The organism is Limnohabitans sp. YIMB22184, from assembly GCF_048020265.1.
GTDB lineage: Bacteria > Pseudomonadota > Gammaproteobacteria > Burkholderiales > Burkholderiaceae_C > Limnohabitans_A.
Genome location: NZ_CP171843.1, coordinates 2,665,263 through 2,682,701, shown reverse-complemented (window position 1 = coordinate 2,682,701; position 17,439 = coordinate 2,665,263). Strand labels below are relative to the sequence as shown.

Below are 17,439 nucleotides of genomic sequence, written 5' to 3'. Positions count from 1 at the left end.
ACAAGGCATGCCGCATCTCGTCATCCTCTACACCGGTCAGCTCGACCATGAGGTCCACATGACCACCCTGTGCCGTCAGATGGCGGACGCCATGCTCACCGTCAAGGACGAAGAAGGCAAACAGGTCTTCCCCACGGGTGGCACACGCGTGCTGGCCTACCCCGCACCGCACTACGCGGTGGCCGATGGTGGCGCAGCCGGTGAAGCGGCGGGCGGTACAGGCGACTACGCCTTTGTGTACCTGAATGTGCGCATGGGCCGTGGCCGCAGCGAAGCCACACAGCAACGCGCAGGCCAGACCTTGCTCGAAGTTGCCAAGGCTTTCTTCGCGCCCGTCATGGCGCAACGCCACATTGGGATCACACTGCAGATCGATGTGGGCCCTGAAGTGTTTGACGCCAAGCACAGCAACATCCATCCGCTTTTCAACAAGGCCTGAGCCATGTCCGTTTTCACCGAAGACCAGATCCGGCAACTTGCGCAGGAACTGAATCAGTCCGAAAAATCCCGTGTGCAGATCGAGCACTTCTCCAAGCGCTTCCCGAGCATGACCATCGAAGACGGTTACCGCATCAACCGCGCCTGGATGGCCATCAAGTTCGCCGAGGGGCGCACCATGATCGGCCACAAGATTGGCCTGACCAGCCGCGCCATGCAGGTATCCAGCCAGATCGACGAGCCCGACTATGGCACCCTGCTCGACGACATGCGCTACACCTGCACCCCGGGCCATGTGCTGGACATCCCTTTCACGGATTTCATCGCCCCGCGCGTCGAGGTGGAGCTGGCCTTCATCCTCAAAAAAGCGTTGTGCGGCCCGAATGTCACAGTGGAGCAGGTGCTGGACGCCACCGACTACGTGACCCCGGCCATCGAGATCATCGACTCGCGCATCGAGCAGTTTGACCGCCACACCAAGGTGATGCGCAAGGTGTACGACACCATCAGCGACAACGCCGCCAACGCGGGCATCGTGCTCGGTGCCAGGCGCGTCGATCCGCACATCACCGACCTGCCCTGGTGCGGCGCCATCCTTCGCCAGAACGGCGTGGTCGAAGAAACCGGCCTGGCCGCTGGCGTGCAGGGCCATCCGGCCGTGGGCATCGCCTGGCTGGCCAACAAGCTCGCGCCCTGGGGTGAGCACCTGCAGGCGGGCGAGATCGTGCTGGCCGGTTCGTTCACCAAACCCGCTCCAGCTAAATTGGGCGATGTGTTCGACGCGGACTACGGGCCGTTGGGCAAGCTGGAGTTTCGGTTTGTTTGAGCCTTGGGATGTGCCTGAAGTGGCTTCGCCTTGCAATAGCGGGAGGCTGCTGGGGACGGGGTGGCGGCCCAGGCTCAGAGGCGCTTCGCTTTGCCACATCGCCCGAGCCACCACCCTGTCCCCAATAACCTGCAAGCCTTCATCCCTTTAAAACGAGGAAACGTCCCATGAACACCCCGGTGAATCTTTTCAAAAAAGCCCTGCAAAACCAACAGCCCCAAATCGGTCTGTGGATGGGCCTGTGCAGTGCCTACACCGCCGAAATCTGTGCCCTGGCCGGGTTCGATTGGTTGGTCATTGATGGCGAACACGCGCCCAATGACTTGCGCACCATCCAGGCCCAGCTGCAAACCCTGGCCGCTTACCCGGTCAGCCACCCGGTGGCCCGCGTGCCGGTGGGCGAGACCGCGCTCATCAAACAATACCTGGACCTCGGCGCGCAAAACATCTTGGTGCCCATGGTCGAAACCCCCGAGCAGGCCGCGCAACTGGTGCAGGCCATGCGTTACCCCCAAGACGACGGCCAAGGCGGCGTGCGCGGCATGGCCGGGGCCCGGGCTTCGCGCTGGGGTCATTTCCCTGACTACTTCAAGCGTGCCAACGAAGAGGTCTGTCTGATCGTGCAGGTCGAGTCGCGCCGAGCCTTGAAAAACCTCGACGCGATTGCCGCCACGCCGGGTGTGGATGGCGTGTTCATTGGCCCGGCGGACCTCTCGGCCTCCATGGGCCATGTAGGCAATGCCGCACACCCTGAGGTGCAGGCCGCGATTGAAGACGCCATCGCCCGCATCCTCAAAGCGGGCAAGGCCCCCGGCATCCTCACGCCTGATCGGCAGCTGGCCGCGCATTACCTCAAGCTCGGTGCGGTGTTTGTGGCCGTGGGGCTCGACACCCAAATCCTGATGCGCCAAACCACCGAACTGGCCGCGCACTTCAAAGCCGAAGTCACCGCAGCCGTGTCTGCCAAAGGCAGCACCTACTGAACGATTGAATGAATTGGGGTCAGATCCCAATTAATGGCTGCCAGCCGACCAAATCAACTTTTGGGTTCTGACCCCAATTAAAAGGAGATCACGATGTTTCCATGTCCACAGCCCGTGGTGCCTTCGCTGCAAGCACGGGTGCACCCAGACGAGTGGCAAGCGCGCTTGCAGTTGGCGGCTTGCTACCGCGTGTTCGCCATGCTTGGCTGGACCGAGATGATCTACAACCACATCACCGTGCGGCTGCCCGACAGCGTGACGGGCGGTGACAAGCAGTTCCTGATCAACCCCTTTGGCCTGCACTACAGCGAAGTCACGGCCAGCAACCTGGTCAAGATCAACATGGCGGGCGAGGTGCTGGACGGCTCGCCCTACAAGGTCAATCCGGCTGGCTTTGTGGTGCATGCCACGCTGCACGGCGGCATCAATGGCGCGCATTGCGTGATGCACACCCACACCACGGCGGGTGTGGCCGTGGCCTGCCTGAAGGACGGCCTCTCGCAAAGCAACTTTTATTCGGCCCAGCTGCACGGCATGGTGGCATACCACGACTTCGAGGGCATCACCATTCATGCCGAGGAAGGGCCGCGCGTGCTGACAAGCATTGGCGACAAGCCCGCTGTGATCCTGCGCAACCATGGCCTGCTGGCCTGGGGTCAAACACTGCCGCAGACCTTTGCGATCTTGTGGACGTTGCAGCGTGCCTGCGAAATCCAGCTGGCCACGCAAAGCATGGGCACACCCATCCCCGTGCCCGAGGCGATTGCCGCCAAATGCACACGTGACGCGCTGCAGTTCAACCCCAACCATGGGGCCGGGCAGGACGTTTTTGAAGCACTGGTGCGCCAGATGGACAAACAAGACACAGGGTGGCGCGCATGAGCGACAAGATGAACGAGATGCCTTTCCAAAAAATCGCCATCGTGGGTGCAGGGGCCATCGGCGGCTGGATGGGCGTGCACCTGGCCCGTGCTGGTGCGCAGCTCAGCGTATTGGCACGCGGGGACACGCTTCAAGCTTTGCAGCAGCAGGGCTTGCAATTGCATCAAGGCGGTGAGTTGCTCACCGTGCCGGTGAACGCGAGCAACGACGCTGCCGTACTGGGCGTGCAGGATCTGGTGGTGATCGCGGTCAAGGCCCCCGCATTGGTTTCGGTGGCGCAGCAGGTAGACCCGTTGATCGGTCCCCGCACCGTGGTGCTGACAGCCATGAATGGTGTGCCGTGGTGGTTTTTGCAAGGCTTTGGCGGGCCGGTGGCAGACCGTGCATTGGCTTCTGTGGACCCGCAAGGCGAAATTGCTCAGGCCCTGCCTGCCGCGCACATCATCGGCTGCGTGGTGCATGCCAGTTGCTCGGTCGATGCGCCCGGCGTCGTTCGTCACCACTTTGGCGACGGTTTGATTGTGGGCGAACCTTCGGGCGAGAGCACACCGAGGGTGCAGGCGCTGCACGCACTGTTGCGCCTGGCGGGCTTCAACGCCACGCTGTCGCCACAAATCCAGAAAGACATTTGGTACAAGCTCTGGGGCAACATGACGATCAACCCGATCAGTGCCTTCACCGGAGCCACCACCGACCGGATTTTGGACGACGAACTGGTGCGCAGCTTTGTGTCGGCGATGATGCTCGAAGCCAAGGCCATCGGCGCGTGCGTCGGCATTCCCATCGAGCAGCAACCCGAAGACCGCCACGCGGTCACGCGCAAGCTGGGTGCGTTCCGCACCTCCATGCTGCAAGACGTGCAGTCGGGCAAACCGGTCGAGCTCGATGCGCTGGTGGGCGCGGTGCGCGAACTGGGCCAACTGACCGGGGTCGCCACGCCATTCATCGATGCACTGCTGGGCCTCAGTCGCCTGCATGCCAGGGGCTTGGGCCTGTACCCTGCACAATGAACGCATGACTTCTGCCAACAAATCGGGTTTGACGGGGGCGGCTTTTGCTACGCTGCTGTTGATCGCTTTCATGATGGGGGCCAACCACGTGGCCGCCCGCACCGCTTTCAACCATGGGGTGGACGTGGTGACGGCGGTGACTTTTCGCAGCCTCATCACCGCCGGTGTGGTGGCCTTGATTTTGTGGCAGCAAAAAGTGGCAATACAGTTCACCCCGCGCAGTCGGCGTTATTTGCCTCTCATTGGCCTGCTGATCTCGGTGCAAAGCGTTTGCCTGTATTCAGCGGTTGCCCGTTTGCCAGTGGCCTTGGCTTTGTTGGCCTTCAACACGTACCCCTTGTCCACCGCTTTGTGGGCGCGTGTCTTGTACGGTCACCGCCCCGAGCGTGCGGTGTTGCTGGCGATGCCGGTTCTCATGGCGGGCTTGGCGCTGGCACTTGATGTGTTCGGTGCGGCTTCAGGGCTGGGTGCGGCCCAGCAGTGGCAGCAGATCGGAGTGGGCGTGGCCTTTGCCTTGGCGGCGTCGGCCACCTTCGGGCTGGCTTTGGTGTTCACCCAGCACGAAACCAGCGATGTCGATGGCCGCTTGCGCACGTTCACCACCATGGCCACCGTGGGGGTCCTGGCGGCTGTGGTGGCGCTGACGCAAGAGGGTTTGCACCTGCCCAACGCCAGCGCGGGTTGGTGGGGTTTGGGCTTGCTGACGTTTTTGTACGGCACGGCCTTCACCATCATGTTCACCGTACTGCCCAAACTCGGCGTGGTGGGTAATTCGGCCATCATGAATGTGGAGCCCGTTTTTGCCTTGGTGCTGGCCTGGGCGGTGTTGGGGCAATCGATCGCCGTCATGCAATTGGTCGGTGCCCTCGTGGTGGTGGCCACCGTTATGTGGCTGGGTTTGCGCAAGCGCTGACACCCTTTGAGATTTGCGAGCAAGGGCTCGCCCCTAAAGCCGTGCGGATGTTGTGCAAGCAGTCGCGCTCAGCCGTTCTTTAGCGCCAAGGCCTTGTCGTAGAGCTCGTTTTTGGACTCTCCCGTGATCTCGGCGGCGAGCTTGACTGCGGTTTTCAGGGGCAGTTCGGGCAACAGCACTTGCAACACCCGCAGGCCTTCGCCTGCAGATGCCGGCACAGGCGCGTCGTGCAGCACCAGCACAAACTCACCGCGCTGACGCTCGGGTTTTTCAGCCAGCCAGCCGGGCAAGGCCTGAGCGCTGAGGGTCTCGATTTGCTCAAATTGCTTGGTCAGCTCGCGCCCCACGGTGATGGGGCGCTCGCCGAGCACCGACAGTGCTTGTGCCAAGGCTTCGATGCGGTGCGGCGCCTCCAGCAGCACCACGGCCCGACTCTCCACAGCCAAGGTTTGCACGGCGCGTGCACGCTCGGCCGACTTGCTGGGCAAAAAGCCCGCAAACACAAAGCCGTCGTCACCCGTCATGCCCGAGGCGCTGAGCGCGGTGGTCACACTGCTGGCCCCTGGCAGGGGCAACACGCGGTAACCAGCCTGGCGCACGGCGTTCACCAGCCGGGCACCGGGGTCGCTGATGGCGGGGGTGCCTGCATCGCTCACATACGCCACCCGCTCGCCCTGGCCCAGGCGGGTGATTACATTTTGTGCGGCTTGTGTCTCGTTGTGCTGGTGCACCGCCAACAGCTGTGAGCCGGGGCGGTCCAGGCCGTAGGCCCTGAGCAGCTGCTGGGTGTGGCGGGTGTCTTCGCAGGCCACAGCATCCACCCGGGACAAGACGTGCAAGGCACGCAGGCTGATGTCGGCGAGGTTGCCAATCGGGGTCGCCACGACATACAGTGTGCTGGCCGGGTGGTTTTGCGATCCGGCAGCGTCGTGCGCGGCCTCCAGGGCTTTGGCGAACGAGACAGACAAGGGAGAGGGCGTCAATGCAATTCCTCAAAAAAGACAAGGTGGGCCAGACCACCAAAGCCCGTGGTGATGCGGGCGAAGACGAGGCGCTGGCCTATTTGCAGGCGCGTGGTTTGCGCTTGCTGCAGCGCAATTATCGGACGCCTGGCCGTGGCGGCGGCGAAATCGACCTGATCATGCAGGCCGCCGATGGCACGGTGGTGTTTGTCGAGGTCAGAAAACGCAGCCGCACCGACCATGGTGGGGCAGCGGCGAGCATCGGGCATGTCAAACAAAGGCGCATCATTTTTGCAGCCCAACACTACCTCTTGCGTTGGCGTCAACTGCCTCCTGCACGGTTTGATGTGGTGACCATCGAGCTGACCGGTCCGCAATGGTTGCAAGCGGCTTTTGATGCCGCCTGAAATCCCGGGTAAAAAACTGTATTTCAGGGCGGCAGCGCTGTGGGCGGGGTTATCATCCTCAGCGCATGCTAGACCTTCGAATCCAACAACATTTCATCGACAGTGCAGATCTGCACTACCAGGTGGCCGAGACCTTGGCCAAGCCTGTGGATGCGGCCGTCCAGGCTGTTCTGGCCTGCGTCACAGGGGGTGGCAAAGTTCTGGTCGGTGGCTTGGGCCCATCGACTGCACTTGCCCAGTACCTGGCGAATTTGCTGGTGGGCGGTTTTGAGCGTGAACGTCCGGGTTTGGCGGCGATGGCTTTGTCTTCGGATACCCTGACGGCGACCCGTTGGCCCGATGGTCAGGCCTTGGCGCGGCAGGTGTTGGCCCTGGGCCAAACCGGTGATGTGCTGGTACTCATCAGTGCCGATGGCGCCGAGCCCGCCCTGATCGACGCGGTTCAGGCCGCCCATGACCGCGAAATGACGGTGCTGGCCTTGACTGGTCACCATGGCGGTGGTCTGGCCCGCCAGTTGCGTGAAACCGATGTGCATGTGTGCGTGCCGCACGAGCGGGCGGCAAGAATTCGTGAGGTGCAGCACCTGGTGCTGCACTGTCTGTGTGATGGAATTGACACCCAGTTGTTGGGTGAACAGGAGCCTGTTTAAATGAAACGCAATCTTCAGTCCTTGGCTTTGTCCGGTTTGGTTTTGGCCACCGCCCTGACGGCGCTTTCCGGATGCGCCCCCTTGATCATGGGCGGAGCGGTCATGACGGGCATCGTGGCCACCGACCGTCGCACCACGGGTGCTCAGGTGGAAGACGAGGGCATCGAGCTCAAAGTGGCCAGCGCCGTGCGCCAGGAGTTGGGTGAGCGAGTTCACCTGAATGTGACCAGCTTCAACCGCAAGGTGCTGCTCAGCGGCGAGGCCCGCACGCAAGCCGACAAGGACCGCGCTGAGAAATTGGCGCAAAGTCAGGAAAACGTGCAGTCTGTGGTGAACGACTTGGCTGTGGCACCCCCCAGCAGCCTGACACAGCGTTCCAAAGACACGGTGACCACCAGCCAGGTCAAGGCTGCCTTCATCGACGCCAAAGACCTGCAGGTCAACTCGATCAAGGTGGTCACCGAGCGGGGTATCGTGTATTTGATGGGCCGTGTGACCGCCCGCGAAGCCAAACGTGCCAGCGACATCGTGCGCGGTATCGGCGGTGTGACCAAAGTTGTGCGCGTGTTCGATGAGATTTCGGAAGAAGAGCTCAAGCGCTTGAGCCAGCCACCGCTGTCCAAGTAACACCGGACAAGCGCCACGAAAAAGAGCGGCCTGTGGGCCGCTCTTTTTTTGCCAAGGCCATCTCAGCCGTGCTGAGCGGCTGGCGATGACCTATGGTTAGCCGCTCAGCGCAAGCGGCGGATCAGGCTGGAGGTGTCCCAGCGGCCGCCGCCCATTTTTTGCACATCGGCGTAAAACTGATCGACCAGGGCGGTCACAGGCAGGCGGGCACCGTTGCGCTTGGCTTCGTCCAGCACCAGGCCCAGGTCCTTGCGCATCCAGTCCACCGCAAAACCGAATTCGAATTTGTCGTCGGCCATGGTCTTGCCGCGGTTGTCCATCTGCCAGCTTTGGGCCGCGCCTTTACCGATCACGTCCAGCACCTGGTGCATGTCCAGCCCGGCTTGCTGGCCAAAGGCAATCGCTTCAGACAGGCCCTGCACCAGACCGGCAATGCAAATCTGGTTGACCATTTTGGCCAGCTGGCCCGCACCGGATTCGCCCAGCAAGGTGAAAGCGCGAGAGAAAGCCATGCCCACGGGCTTGACGGCGTCAAAGGCGGCAGCGTCGCCACCGCACATGACGGTGAGCAGGCCGTTCTGTGCGCCAGCCTGGCCCCCTGAGACGGGGGCATCGATGAACTGCAGGCCCTGTTTTTGCGCTTGCGCCGACAACTCCCGGGCGACGGAGGCCGAGGCCGTGGTGTGGTCCACAAAAATTGCGCCGGGCTTCATGCCGGCAAAAGCGCCATCTGCCCCCAAGACCACGCTGCGCAAGTCGGCATCGTTGCCCACGCAGGCAAACACGATGTCGGCACCCGCTGCCGCTTCACGCGGGGTGGGGGCAGTGGCGTTGCCAGGGCATTCGGCGGCCCATGCAGCGGCCTTGGCGGCGCTGCGGTTGTACACGGTGACGTGGTGCCCGGCGCGGGCCAGGTGCCCGGCCATGGGGTAGCCCATCACGCCCAGGCCCAAAAAGGCGACTTTCTTGGCGGGGGTGGCATCGTAGGTTTTGGCAGCGATTTGGCTCATGGGTGTCTCGTTGTGAAGTGGATAAAACGGCTATTTTGGCAGCCTGTCGGTGTTCTGGCGCGCACCGGGTGCTTTGGGCTGACCATGGCGAGACATCAGGGGTGGCAGCGCTGCTTTTGGTACGCTCAGACCATGAACTCCTCGATTGCCGACAACATCGCCCATGTGCGGGCACAAATTCAGGCCGCTTGCCAGGCCGCAGGCCGTGCACCGGACAGCGTGCAGTTGCTGGCCGTGTCCAAAACCTGGGGGCCTGATGCGGTGCGCCAGGCTCATGCTGCCGGGCAAACCGCCTTTGGCGAAAACTACATCCAGGAAGCGGTGGACAAAATCACCGCCTTGCGCGACTTGCCGCTGCAGTGGCACTGCATCGGCCCGATCCAGAGCAACAAGACGCGCTTGGTGGCCGAGCATTTCGACTGGGTGCACACTGTCGACCGCCTCAAAATCGCCCAGCGCCTGTCCGAGCAGCGCCCGGCCCATCTGCCGCCCTTGCAGGTGTGCATTCAGGTCAATGTGGACGGCGGCGAAAACAAATCGGGCGTGAGCCCGCAAGAGTTGCCCGCGCTGGCGCAGGCCGTGGCAGCCTTGCCGCGCTTGCAGTTGCGAGGCCTCATGACCATTCCCGAGCCTGCCGAGATCGAAGCGCAGATGCGGGCGGTGCACGCCCAGGCCAAAGCGCTTTTCGAGGCTTTGCGCCAGCAAGGCTTGCCGCTGGACACCTTGTCGATGGGCATGAGCGCCGACATGGCAGCGGCCATTGCCGAGGGCAGCACCCTGGTCCGGGTGGGCACGGCGATTTTTGGGCAGCGTTGAGCGCGCCAATGCGCAGGCTTGAGCTGTCTTTACCCGCTGCCCCCGGAGCAGCCTTGCACAGGTCGGAGGTTTCAGCCCCGACAAACGGCTTGCTCAGACCTTGGGCGCCCGCGCAGGCAGCACCGTGCCCACGCATTCGCCGAAGCCGATGCGTGCGGCGCCATCGCGCTCGCACCAGCCGCGCAGCACCACGCGGTCGCCGTCTTCCAGCCAGGTGCGTTGCTCACCGTTGGGCAGCGCCACCGGGTTCCTGCCGCCGGTGGTCAGCTCAATCAGGGCTGCGGCCTGGTCCAGCGTGGGGCCAGAGAGTGTGCCGCTGCCAAACAGGTCGCCCGGCTGCAGGTTGCAGCCGTTGACCGTGTGGTGCGCGACCATTTGCGCCACCGTCCAGTAGGCGTGGCGGTAGCTGGTGCGGCAGATGCTGGCGTCGCTCTGGCCAGCGGCGCGCATTTGCGCGGTTTGCAGGCCGACTTGCAGCTGGATGTCGAAAGCGCCTTGTGTGCGATTGGCTTCGGAGTCCAGATAGGCCATGGGCTGCGGGTCACCCTCGGGTCGGGTGAAAGCCACGCGGTAAGGGGCCAGCGCTTCGAGCGTGACGACCCAGGGCGAGACGGTGGACGCAAAGTTCTTCGACAGGAAGGGGCCCAGCGGCTGGTACTCCCAGCCCTGGATGTCGCGCGCCGACCAGTCGTTGAGCAGGCAGATGCCAAACACATGGTCTTCGGCTTCGCGCATGGGCACGGCTTCACCCAAAGCGTTGCCGCTGCCGATGAAGATGCCCAGCTCCAGCTCGATGTCCAGCCGCTTGCAAGGACCGAAGGCGGGCTCGGTGGCACCGGGCGGCATCGTCTGACCGATGGGGCGCGGGAACTCTTGGCCCGAGATGGCGATGCTCGATGCGCGGCCGTGGTAACCGATGGGCACCCATTTGTAGTTGGGCAGCAGCGGGTTGTCCGGGCGGAACTGTTTGCCGATGTTGGTGGCGTGGTAGACCGAGGTGTAGAAGTCGGTGTAGTCGCCGATACGGGCAGGCACGTCGTATTCCGCCTCGGCTTGCGGGACGAGGCAGGCTTGCAGGGCCGCTTGCTCTGCCGCGCCTTCGCGCAGGGCGCGTGACAAGGCCAGACGCAGCGCGCTCCAGGCGGTGCTGCCCAGTGCCATCAAGGCGTTGAGTTTGTCTTGCGCACCCGCTTGTGCCGCAGTGGCGGCTTCGCCTTTCAAGATGCCTGACTTGGCTACGGCGGCCAAGTCCAGAATCTGGTCGCCAATGGCCACGCCACCACGGAAGGCTTCGGCCGAGCCCTTGCGGCGGAACACTGCAAACGGCAGGTTCTGGATGGGAAAGTCGCAGCCCGTTGCATTGGCCGAGGCCAGCCAGCTTTGGAGGGTCGGGTTGTGGGTTTCGTTGAGCAAGGTCATCACCCGTCCTCAAGAAGCCATGCTGCCGTCGTGCATCCAGGCGGCGTGCTTGGGTGCGCGCTTGGTCTGGCTCCATTCTTCGAGCATGTCCCATTTCACGTCGTCGAGTTTTTTCATCATCTCGGGCGTGCCGCAATCGGCGGCCAGCTCCAAGCGGTGGCCGTTGGGGTCAAAGAAATAAATGCTCTTGAAGATGGTGTGGTCGGTCGGGCCGAGCACCTCGATGCCCGCATCGACCAGTTTCTTTTTGGCTGCCAGCAGGGTGTCGAGGGAGTCGACCTTGAGCGCCAGGTGCTGCACCCAGGCGGGGGTGTTTTCGTCGCGGCCCATTTCGGGCTGATTGGGCAGCTCAAAAAAGGCCAGGATGTTGCCATGGCCCGCATCCAGAAAGACGTGCATGTAGGGGTCTGGGGCCTTGGTCGAGGGCACTTCGTTTTCGGCAATGGCCAGCACGAATTTCATGCCAAGGTGTTTTTCGTACCACTGGACGGTTTCTTTGGCGTCTTTGCAGCGGTAAGCGACGTGGTGAACGGATTGAACGAGCATGGGGGTCTCCTGGTGAATGAGGGGGTTCAGAGGTCTTGCAGGGCGGTGGTGATCTGCTGCTGGAAGAGCTGTGCGTCGGCCAGCGCGTTGGCGTTGAGCAAGGCGAGTTTGACGAGGAACAACGTGGCCTTATCCGGGCCGGCCTGGTCAATCGCAGTAGCCAAGGCGTCGTACACGGACTCCAGCCCGTCGATGGTGAGTGTGGGTTGTGACATGGGGTGTCCTTATTGGGGCAGTGCGGTGGTCAGCGCGGCTTGCAGGCGCGTGGCGTCGAGGGTGAGCCAGCGCGCACAGATGTGCTGGTCGGGGCGCAGCAAATACGCACCGCCGTTGGCGGGCACGCCGTAGCGCTGGCGCAGGTGGCCGTCGGCATCGGGCAGGGTTTTGTCAGCGCCTGTCACAGGCTGGCTCGCGCCGACAGCGATCACTTTGATCGGCAGGCCTTGTTTTCGCGCCTGTTGAATGACTTGCAGCAGTGCATCAGGTACAGCGGGCGCGTCGGTGAAGTACAGCAAATCAAAGCCGCCGCCCAGGTGGTCGAGCAGGAAGTCGTTGGCGCCCAGGCGTACGTTTTGCGGCGGCGCGCCGTGGGCCGGGCCGCTCTTGAACAGGGCGTTGTCATCGCCCGTGCTGTTGAGCATGGAGTGGGTGTATTCGTGCGGCCTGGAGGTGCGCCAGTGGTACAGGGGGCGCACGAATTCCTGCGTGAGCGAGAGCGACAGCACCGCGTCGCGCAGCAACCTGAAGCCCGGGCTGGGCGGTGTCATGAAGCGGGTGCTTTTGCCCGCTTCGGTGATGATTTCTCGGGCGGCGCCCACGCGCTCGGCGCTGTGGTTGGCCAGCAATTTCTTGCCCGCGAGGCCCTTGACCACAAAGGCCAGATGCCAGCCCAGAGACTGCGCATCCTGAAAGGCGGTGTTGGCCCCGCGCACGCCAAAAATCGGCAGCAGGTGCGCCGCGTCGCCCGTGAAGATGACGCTGCCGTGAACGAAGTCGGGCAGGGTGAGCGTGCGGGCCGAGTAGACCGAAGACCAGTCCATCTCCCAGGGCAGGCCTGCGTGCCCGATCATGGCCAGTTGCGCGTCGATGCGGGCCTTGAGCGATTCGGGTCGCAGTGCCTCTTCGGGCGTCTCGCCGGGGGGCAGCTGGTAGTCCACGCGCCAGATGCCGTTCGGTTCGCGGTGCATCAGGATGGTGTTGCCGGGGTTCCACTCGGGGTCAAAAAAGGCCAAGCGTTCGGTGGGGTAGGGCAAATCGATCTTGATGTCGGCGATCACGAAAAAGCCTTCGTAGGACGCGCCTTCCATCTGCAGGTTCATCGCGCTGCGGATGGCCGAGCGCCCGCCGTCGGCGGCCACGACCCAGTCGCTTTCCAGCGCGTAAGGACCTTCGGGCGTGTCCACTTCGAGCACGGCGTAGCCGTCTTTCTGGTCCACCCGGGTGACCTTGTTGCCCCAGCGGAAGTCGATCAATGGGTTCGCTTTGCAGGCGTCGTGCAGGTACTCCTCCATGAACTGTTGCTGCACGTTGATGATTGGGAAAAACCGGTCATCGGCATCGTGCGGCGCTTCCATGCGGAACACGCGCTGACCCCGGTAAAACGAGTTGCCAAATCGCCAGGGCAAGCCGCCTGCAGTCATGTGATCGGCCACGCCGACTTGCTGCAGGATCTCCATCGAGCGGCGGGTGAAGCAAATCGCCCGACTGCCTTGCGAGAACTGCAGCTCGGCGCTCAACACCACGCTGGGCACGCCGTGGCGGGCGAGTTCGAGCGCGGTGACCATGCCGGCTGGGCCGGAGCCCACGACCACGACTTTTTTCCGGTCTTGCTTGGGGTGCGCCGAGGCCAGCCAGGGTTTGAAAACCTCGTAGTGGTAGTAAATCGAAGGACGGGCTTCGGTGTTGGGGTTGTGCATGGGGTGCTTGTGTGAAGGTTCAGCGGGGACGGGAGTTCGAAGCAAGGCCCGCTCTGGAAGCCTGCGCAACGCCCGGACGGGCGTGGGCAATCAGGCGGTCAAACATGGCGCTCAAGGTGGCTTGTTCTTTGGGGCTCAGGCAGCCGAAGATCTCTTCGTTGCGCTGCGCCACCATGTCCATGGCACTTTTGAAGATCTTGCGTCCGGCAGGTGTGAGTGTGAGCACCACACCTCGGCCGTCGCCTGGGTGATCGGCTTTCAGTACCAGGCCCTGATCGACCAGCGCCTGCGCGCCACGGCTGGCCTGGCCTTTGTTCAGGTTGGCTTTTTCGGCCAGCTCTTTGACCGACAGGGGCTCAAAAGTGCCAATCGTCGTCAGGCAGCGCCCGTCGCTCATCGACAAACCCGTGTGCTCGGGGTAGGCCGATTGACTGTCCGAATCGGTCAACTTGTGCAGCTGGTGCAGTCGGTAGGTCAGCGTGCGGTCGAGGGGCACAGGCTGGTCTACCCGGGCGGGCGACAGGTGAGGGGAAAGGGGGAGGTGTGAAGACATCGGCCAACCATTGAATGAGGCCGATCATAGCCCCATATGGTTGCGAGCGCAACCATATGGGGCTTCACATGCGCGTCAAAACTCAAATCCACCTTGACGCCGCACCTTTTCGGAGGCGGGACCCGCGAGCAATTCTGCGAGGACGCGCGCGTTTTCTGGCTCTTGTGCCGCGGTGCAGATGCCCAAGGTGTAGTCGGTGCTCAATTCAAATTCTGTGGGCAACACATCCACCAAGTCCACGCCTTCTGTGTAATTGATCTCGGTCACTTGCGTGCAGCCGATCAAGCCATTTTCATGGCTCTGCGCCATGGCAGCCATGGCCGTTGCGCCGTTGGGGAATACACGGAACTTGTCGCGCAGGCTCTCATCCAGACCCAAAGCTTTGAGGACACCCATGAAGTGGATGCCGGCCGTGGCTTTGTCGGGATCGGGGAAGTAAATGCCTTGGGCGGCGCTCATGGCGGCGTGCAGCTCGGCACGTGTTTTGACGCTGGGGTGTGGTGTGCCGCTGCGCACGGCCACGCCGGTTTTGACCAGGCCCAGCGAGCGGGCACTGCCGGGCACCACATGCCCTGATGCGATGAGTTGTTCAATCAGCGGTTTGGTCAGGATGATCACATCGCAGGGCGTACCGCCCAGCAGTTTGTCGCGCATCATGCCCACCGCGCTGAAGGTGCCATCGATGCGGCTGCCTGTCATTTTTTCGAATTCGGCCTGAACGCCTTGGACCACGGCTGCGGCAGCACCGCCACTCAATACATGCATGTTGTTCTCTCTGTTCATCTGGGGGTTGAAGGATGGACCGCTGCATCGCTGTCGATGGCGCGCAGCAGGTTGTCCGGGGTGAAAGGCATGCTGCGCACGCGCACACCGATGGCGTCGAAGATGGCGTTGGCAATGGCCGCGCAGGTCGGCCCGCTGCTGCATTCGCCAGCGCCCAGCGACGCGTGGTCTGCGCCTGGCATCAGTGCCACCGACACTGCGGGCATGTCGCTGAATTTCAAAATCGGGTAACGGGTCCAGTCGTTCGAGGTGATGCCTTGTGGACTCAGTTGTGCCGCTTCGCACAGCGCCCAGCTGGCCGCTTGCAAGGCGCCGCCTTCGAGCTGGTTGATCGCCCCGTCTGCGTCCACGACATGGCCTAAGTCAGCGGCAATCCAGAGTTTGTGCAGCTTGACTTTTTCGGCCACGACCAGCTCGACCACCACCGCGCAATAGGCGCCGGTATTTTTGTAACGCGCATACGCCAAACCCCGACCCCAACCTTCAGGCCGCTCGGTGGCAGGGGCGTCGGTCCAGCCTGACATCTCCGTGACTTTTTGCAGCACCGCCGCCGCACGCGTGTGGACTGGACCGCGCAGGTGTGCCAAGCGAAACGCCAAAGGGTCTTGTGACTGCCCACGCGCCAGTTCGTCGATGACCGACTCGGCAGCCAGCACATTGAGCGGTGCGCCCAAGGCCCGCATGGCCGACACGCGAAACGGCATGTTCAGCACGCGGTGGTTGACCACTTTGACGGAGGCGATGTCGTAAGGCGGCTGGGCATTGCGCTCGGAGCCGCCACCCACCGCCATCGCGGCATTGACCGCCAAGGTCACGGGTGCTGGGTTTGCGGTTTGCCATGCGCCCAGCAAGGCAGGTGTTTTGCCCCGGCCGGGCCGTGTGCCGTGGCCTTGCCCCCAGACGGTTTGCGTCCATTCCATCAAGAGTCCGTCTTCATCCACAGCGGCGTCGATGCGCACCGCCATGGCCGGGGCCAGCGGTGCATGGCCCAGTTCGGCTTGGCGCGTCCACTGTACCCGTACAGGGCGTCCGGGCACATGCCGTGCCAGCCAAGCGGCATCCCAGGCCACGTCGTCTGCGCCGTTGTGGCCGTAGCAGCCCGCCCCCTCGACGTGCGAGACCTGCACCTGTTCGGCTGGCACATTGAAGGCCAGTGCCAAGTCGCGCCGCAGGTTGTAAATGCCCTGGCTGTGGGTCCAGACCTCCAGTTGGTGATCGGTCCATTGCGCCAAAGCGCAGCACAGGCCGATGGAGGCATGCTGCAAAAACGGCCGCTCGAATTCGGCGAGCACACGGTGGCGTACAGCGTGGCTTGCGTCTGAATTGGGATTTGCTGGGGACGAGATGTCAGTCACCACCGTCGTGTCCAGTGCTTGGCTTTTCAGCCAGCTTGGCAAACCCAGAGGGTCGGGCACTTGCGCCGCGCACCGCCAAAACTGACCCAGCGCTGCGCCCTCTTCGATTTGGCGGGCGATTGCACCCAAAACATGTTCGGTCTCGGTCAGCACGCCCAGCAGCAAGCCGTCCCGTATCACCTTCAGCACACCGGCGCTTGTTTGCAAGCGTGTGGCCAAGGCCTGCATCTCGTGCTCGATCACTTCGGCGCCGAGGGTTTCGGGACGAAACACCATACCGTGGCACATGGGGTAAGACACGCCCGGCATGGTGCGGTCGTGGATGTACTCAAATTCGCCAAACACCTTGGACGCCACATCGGCGCGAACTGGGGTGGGCTCGGGCATGCCGTTCAGGTCCAGCGAGGCATGTGCCGCCTGCGCATGCAAAGGCTCAATGACGCTGTGCCATATGGCAGGGTCTGACAGCACGGCGTACGATGCCCGCAGCACAGGGCCAGTTATGCCTGTGGACGCAAGAAACTCTCCGCCTTCACAACGTACCGCTGACAGCGCAGCACCTGAGCGCTGAGCCATGGCCTGGCGACAGGTTTCGCGCCAATGCGCGGCGGCACAGCGCAATGCTGTTCCCGAGTGCTGCACCGACAAGCTGCCCGAGGTCACGGCTTCGTCGGGGCTGAACCGTGTGCTGGCCGGCACCATCTCGATCTGCCCGGCGGGTAAGCGCAACTCTTCTGCAACGATCAGCCGCAATGCGTGGGAAATACCTTGGCCCAAATCGACCTTGCCCGAAAACGCCAGTACCCGTCCATCTGGCCCCAAGGCCAGCCATTGGCGCAGCAAGGGCTGCGCTTTAAGGGACTCGGGCGTCATGCTGCGGCGAGCCGGGCGGCGGCTTTTTCAATCGCCCGCACCACCCGGTTGTGTGCGCCGCAGCGGCACAGATGTCCATCGATGGCTTGCACAATTTGCGCCCGTGTGGGCTGGAGCTCGCGTTGCAGCAAGGCGGCGGCGGACATCAAAATGCCGCTGGTGCAAAAGCCGCACTGCATGGCTTGCTCTTCTATGAAAGCGGTTTGCAAGGCATGAGGCGCAGACCGGCTGCCCAAGCCTTCGACCGTGGTCACGCTTTTGCCTTCGATGGCCCACAGCGGCGTTTCGCAGGCGGCCACCGCATGGCCGTCCAGCATGACGCGGCAAGCCCCGCACTGGCCTTGCCCGCAGCCCATGCGTGTGGCTTTGAGCTGCAGTGTGTTGCGCAAGAGGTCTAGCAGGCTTTGCCCGTTGCCACCCTGCACCGACACGCGGCGTCCGTTGAGCTGAAATGCCACCGGTTCGGTCAT

The 17,439-nt window shown here is 63.1% G+C and carries 20 protein-coding genes; 10 read left to right on the top strand and 10 right to left on the bottom strand.

The window, feature by feature from the left end; translation table 11 throughout:
- The first annotated feature begins 7 nt into the window (after positions 1 to 7).
- From ACHEXL_RS12330 to ACHEXL_RS12305, 6 genes are all read left to right on the top strand, one after another.
- Complete coding sequence (locus ACHEXL_RS12330) at positions 8 to 439, top strand: 5-carboxymethyl-2-hydroxymuconate isomerase (RefSeq protein ID WP_416559711.1); 432 nt, start codon at positions 8 to 10, stop codon at positions 437 to 439.
- 3 nt (positions 440 to 442) lie between these two features.
- A complete protein-coding gene (hpaH, locus tag ACHEXL_RS12325) occupies positions 443 to 1,264 on the top strand; it encodes a 2-oxo-hept-4-ene-1,7-dioate hydratase (RefSeq protein ID WP_416559710.1) in 822 nt (273 codons plus the stop codon).
- Between the two features lie 167 nt (positions 1,265 to 1,431).
- Positions 1,432 to 2,247 carry an aldolase/citrate lyase family protein gene (locus ACHEXL_RS12320; protein ID WP_416559709.1) on the top strand — a complete coding sequence of 272 codons (816 nt, stop codon included), beginning with the start codon at positions 1,432 to 1,434 and terminating at the stop codon, positions 2,245 to 2,247.
- 93 nt (positions 2,248 to 2,340) lie between these two features.
- On the top strand, positions 2,341 to 3,129 hold the full coding sequence (locus tag ACHEXL_RS12315; protein WP_416559708.1) for a class II aldolase/adducin family protein: 789 nt from the start codon (positions 2,341 to 2,343) through the stop codon (positions 3,127 to 3,129).
- The gene (locus tag ACHEXL_RS12310; RefSeq protein ID WP_416559707.1) at positions 3,126 to 4,139 is read left to right on the top strand and encodes a 2-dehydropantoate 2-reductase; all 1,014 of its coding nucleotides are present in this window, start codon (positions 3,126 to 3,128) and stop codon (positions 4,137 to 4,139) included. Before ACHEXL_RS12315 ends, ACHEXL_RS12310 begins: the two co-directional genes overlap by 4 nt.
- A 4-nt stretch (positions 4,140 to 4,143) precedes the next feature.
- Positions 4,144 to 5,052, top strand: a complete 909-nt coding sequence (locus ACHEXL_RS12305; protein WP_416559706.1) for a DMT family transporter — start codon at positions 4,144 to 4,146, stop codon at positions 5,050 to 5,052.
- A gap of 68 nt (positions 5,053 to 5,120) precedes the next feature.
- Here ACHEXL_RS12305 and rsmI read toward each other — a convergent pair whose 3' ends face one another.
- On the bottom strand, positions 5,121 to 6,020 hold the full coding sequence (gene rsmI, locus ACHEXL_RS12300) for a 16S rRNA (cytidine(1402)-2'-O)-methyltransferase (RefSeq protein ID WP_416561352.1): 900 nt from the start codon (positions 6,018 to 6,020) through the stop codon (positions 5,121 to 5,123).
- Between the two features lie 14 nt (positions 6,021 to 6,034).
- Between rsmI and ACHEXL_RS12295 the strand changes: the two genes are divergently transcribed.
- From ACHEXL_RS12295 to ACHEXL_RS12285, 3 genes are all read left to right on the top strand, one after another.
- On the top strand, positions 6,035 to 6,421 hold the full coding sequence (locus ACHEXL_RS12295) for a YraN family protein (protein ID WP_416559705.1): 387 nt from the start codon (positions 6,035 to 6,037) through the stop codon (positions 6,419 to 6,421).
- A 65-nt stretch (positions 6,422 to 6,486) separates the two neighbouring features.
- The gene (locus ACHEXL_RS12290; RefSeq protein ID WP_416559704.1) at positions 6,487 to 7,071 is read left to right on the top strand and encodes an SIS domain-containing protein; all 585 of its coding nucleotides are present in this window, start codon (positions 6,487 to 6,489) and stop codon (positions 7,069 to 7,071) included.
- Positions 7,072 to 7,698: a BON domain-containing protein gene (locus ACHEXL_RS12285; RefSeq protein ID WP_416559703.1), complete on the top strand. Its 627-nt coding sequence runs from the start codon at positions 7,072 to 7,074 to the stop codon at positions 7,696 to 7,698.
- 104 nt (positions 7,699 to 7,802) lie between these two features.
- On the opposite strand, the gene ACHEXL_RS12280 is transcribed toward ACHEXL_RS12285, so the two are convergent.
- Positions 7,803 to 8,708: an NAD(P)-dependent oxidoreductase gene (locus tag ACHEXL_RS12280; protein WP_291929960.1), complete on the bottom strand. Its 906-nt coding sequence runs from the start codon at positions 8,706 to 8,708 to the stop codon at positions 7,803 to 7,805.
- Positions 8,709 to 8,840: 132 nt separating this feature from the next.
- Here ACHEXL_RS12280 and ACHEXL_RS12275 point away from each other — a divergent pair, with 132 nt between their 5' ends.
- Entirely contained in the window at positions 8,841 to 9,524 is a 684-nt protein-coding gene (locus tag ACHEXL_RS12275) for a YggS family pyridoxal phosphate-dependent enzyme (protein WP_416559702.1), read from the top strand.
- A 93-nt stretch (positions 9,525 to 9,617) separates the two neighbouring features.
- Here ACHEXL_RS12275 and fahA read toward each other — a convergent pair whose 3' ends face one another.
- From fahA to ACHEXL_RS12235, 8 genes are all read right to left on the bottom strand, one after another.
- The gene (gene fahA, locus ACHEXL_RS12270; protein WP_416559701.1) at positions 9,618 to 10,943 is read right to left on the bottom strand and encodes a fumarylacetoacetase; all 1,326 of its coding nucleotides are present in this window, start codon (positions 10,941 to 10,943) and stop codon (positions 9,618 to 9,620) included.
- 9 nt (positions 10,944 to 10,952) lie between these two features.
- The gene (locus tag ACHEXL_RS12265; RefSeq protein ID WP_108428225.1) at positions 10,953 to 11,489 is read right to left on the bottom strand and encodes a VOC family protein; all 537 of its coding nucleotides are present in this window, start codon (positions 11,487 to 11,489) and stop codon (positions 10,953 to 10,955) included.
- 26 nt (positions 11,490 to 11,515) lie between these two features.
- Entirely contained in the window at positions 11,516 to 11,704 is a 189-nt protein-coding gene (locus ACHEXL_RS12260) for a DUF2783 domain-containing protein (RefSeq protein ID WP_416559700.1), read from the bottom strand.
- A 9-nt stretch (positions 11,705 to 11,713) separates the two neighbouring features.
- Entirely contained in the window at positions 11,714 to 13,405 is a 1,692-nt protein-coding gene (locus tag ACHEXL_RS12255) for an FAD-dependent monooxygenase (RefSeq protein ID WP_416559699.1), read from the bottom strand.
- Between the two features lie 19 nt (positions 13,406 to 13,424).
- Positions 13,425 to 13,958: a MarR family winged helix-turn-helix transcriptional regulator gene (locus ACHEXL_RS12250; RefSeq protein WP_416559698.1), complete on the bottom strand. Its 534-nt coding sequence runs from the start codon at positions 13,956 to 13,958 to the stop codon at positions 13,425 to 13,427.
- 75 nt (positions 13,959 to 14,033) lie between these two features.
- A complete protein-coding gene (locus ACHEXL_RS12245) occupies positions 14,034 to 14,723 on the bottom strand; it encodes a substrate-binding domain-containing protein (RefSeq protein ID WP_416559697.1) in 690 nt (229 codons plus the stop codon).
- A gap of 14 nt (positions 14,724 to 14,737) precedes the next feature.
- Positions 14,738 to 16,969: a molybdopterin cofactor-binding domain-containing protein gene (locus tag ACHEXL_RS12240; protein WP_416559696.1), complete on the bottom strand. Its 2,232-nt coding sequence runs from the start codon at positions 16,967 to 16,969 to the stop codon at positions 14,738 to 14,740.
- Entirely contained in the window at positions 16,966 to 17,439 is a 474-nt protein-coding gene (locus tag ACHEXL_RS12235; protein ID WP_416559695.1) for a (2Fe-2S)-binding protein, read from the bottom strand. The genes ACHEXL_RS12240 and ACHEXL_RS12235 overlap by 4 nt, the downstream gene beginning before the upstream one ends.

Coding starts and splice junctions, on each gene's coding strand:
- ACHEXL_RS12305 (WP_416559706.1), top strand. CDS start 4,144: ATGACTTCTGCCAACAAATCGGGTTTGACGGGGGCGGCTTTTGCTACG.
- ACHEXL_RS12275 (WP_416559702.1), top strand. CDS start 8,841: ATGAACTCCTCGATTGCCGACAACATCGCCCATGTGCGGGCACAAATT.
- ACHEXL_RS12295 (WP_416559705.1), top strand. CDS start 6,035: ATGCAATTCCTCAAAAAAGACAAGGTGGGCCAGACCACCAAAGCCCGT.
- ACHEXL_RS12250 (WP_416559698.1), bottom strand. CDS start 13,958: ATGTCTTCACACCTCCCCCTTTCCCCTCACCTGTCGCCCGCCCGGGTA.
- ACHEXL_RS12310 (WP_416559707.1), top strand. CDS start 3,126: ATGAGCGACAAGATGAACGAGATGCCTTTCCAAAAAATCGCCATCGTG.
- fahA (WP_416559701.1), bottom strand. CDS start 10,943: ATGACCTTGCTCAACGAAACCCACAACCCGACCCTCCAAAGCTGGCTG.
- ACHEXL_RS12240 (WP_416559696.1), bottom strand. CDS start 16,969: ATGACGCCCGAGTCCCTTAAAGCGCAGCCCTTGCTGCGCCAATGGCTG.
- ACHEXL_RS12255 (WP_416559699.1), bottom strand. CDS start 13,405: ATGCACAACCCCAACACCGAAGCCCGTCCTTCGATTTACTACCACTAC.
- ACHEXL_RS12280 (WP_291929960.1), bottom strand. CDS start 8,708: ATGAGCCAAATCGCTGCCAAAACCTACGATGCCACCCCCGCCAAGAAA.
- ACHEXL_RS12330 (WP_416559711.1), top strand. CDS start 8: ATGCCGCATCTCGTCATCCTCTACACCGGTCAGCTCGACCATGAGGTC.
- ACHEXL_RS12235 (WP_416559695.1), bottom strand. CDS start 17,439: ATGACCGAACCGGTGGCATTTCAGCTCAACGGACGCCGCGTGTCGGTG.
- hpaH (WP_416559710.1), top strand. CDS start 443: ATGTCCGTTTTCACCGAAGACCAGATCCGGCAACTTGCGCAGGAACTG.
- ACHEXL_RS12315 (WP_416559708.1), top strand. CDS start 2,341: ATGTTTCCATGTCCACAGCCCGTGGTGCCTTCGCTGCAAGCACGGGTG.
- ACHEXL_RS12265 (WP_108428225.1), bottom strand. CDS start 11,489: ATGCTCGTTCAATCCGTTCACCACGTCGCTTACCGCTGCAAAGACGCC.
- ACHEXL_RS12260 (WP_416559700.1), bottom strand. CDS start 11,704: ATGTCACAACCCACACTCACCATCGACGGGCTGGAGTCCGTGTACGAC.
- ACHEXL_RS12320 (WP_416559709.1), top strand. CDS start 1,432: ATGAACACCCCGGTGAATCTTTTCAAAAAAGCCCTGCAAAACCAACAG.
- ACHEXL_RS12245 (WP_416559697.1), bottom strand. CDS start 14,723: ATGCATGTATTGAGTGGCGGTGCTGCCGCAGCCGTGGTCCAAGGCGTT.
- ACHEXL_RS12285 (WP_416559703.1), top strand. CDS start 7,072: ATGAAACGCAATCTTCAGTCCTTGGCTTTGTCCGGTTTGGTTTTGGCC.
- ACHEXL_RS12290 (WP_416559704.1), top strand. CDS start 6,487: ATGCTAGACCTTCGAATCCAACAACATTTCATCGACAGTGCAGATCTG.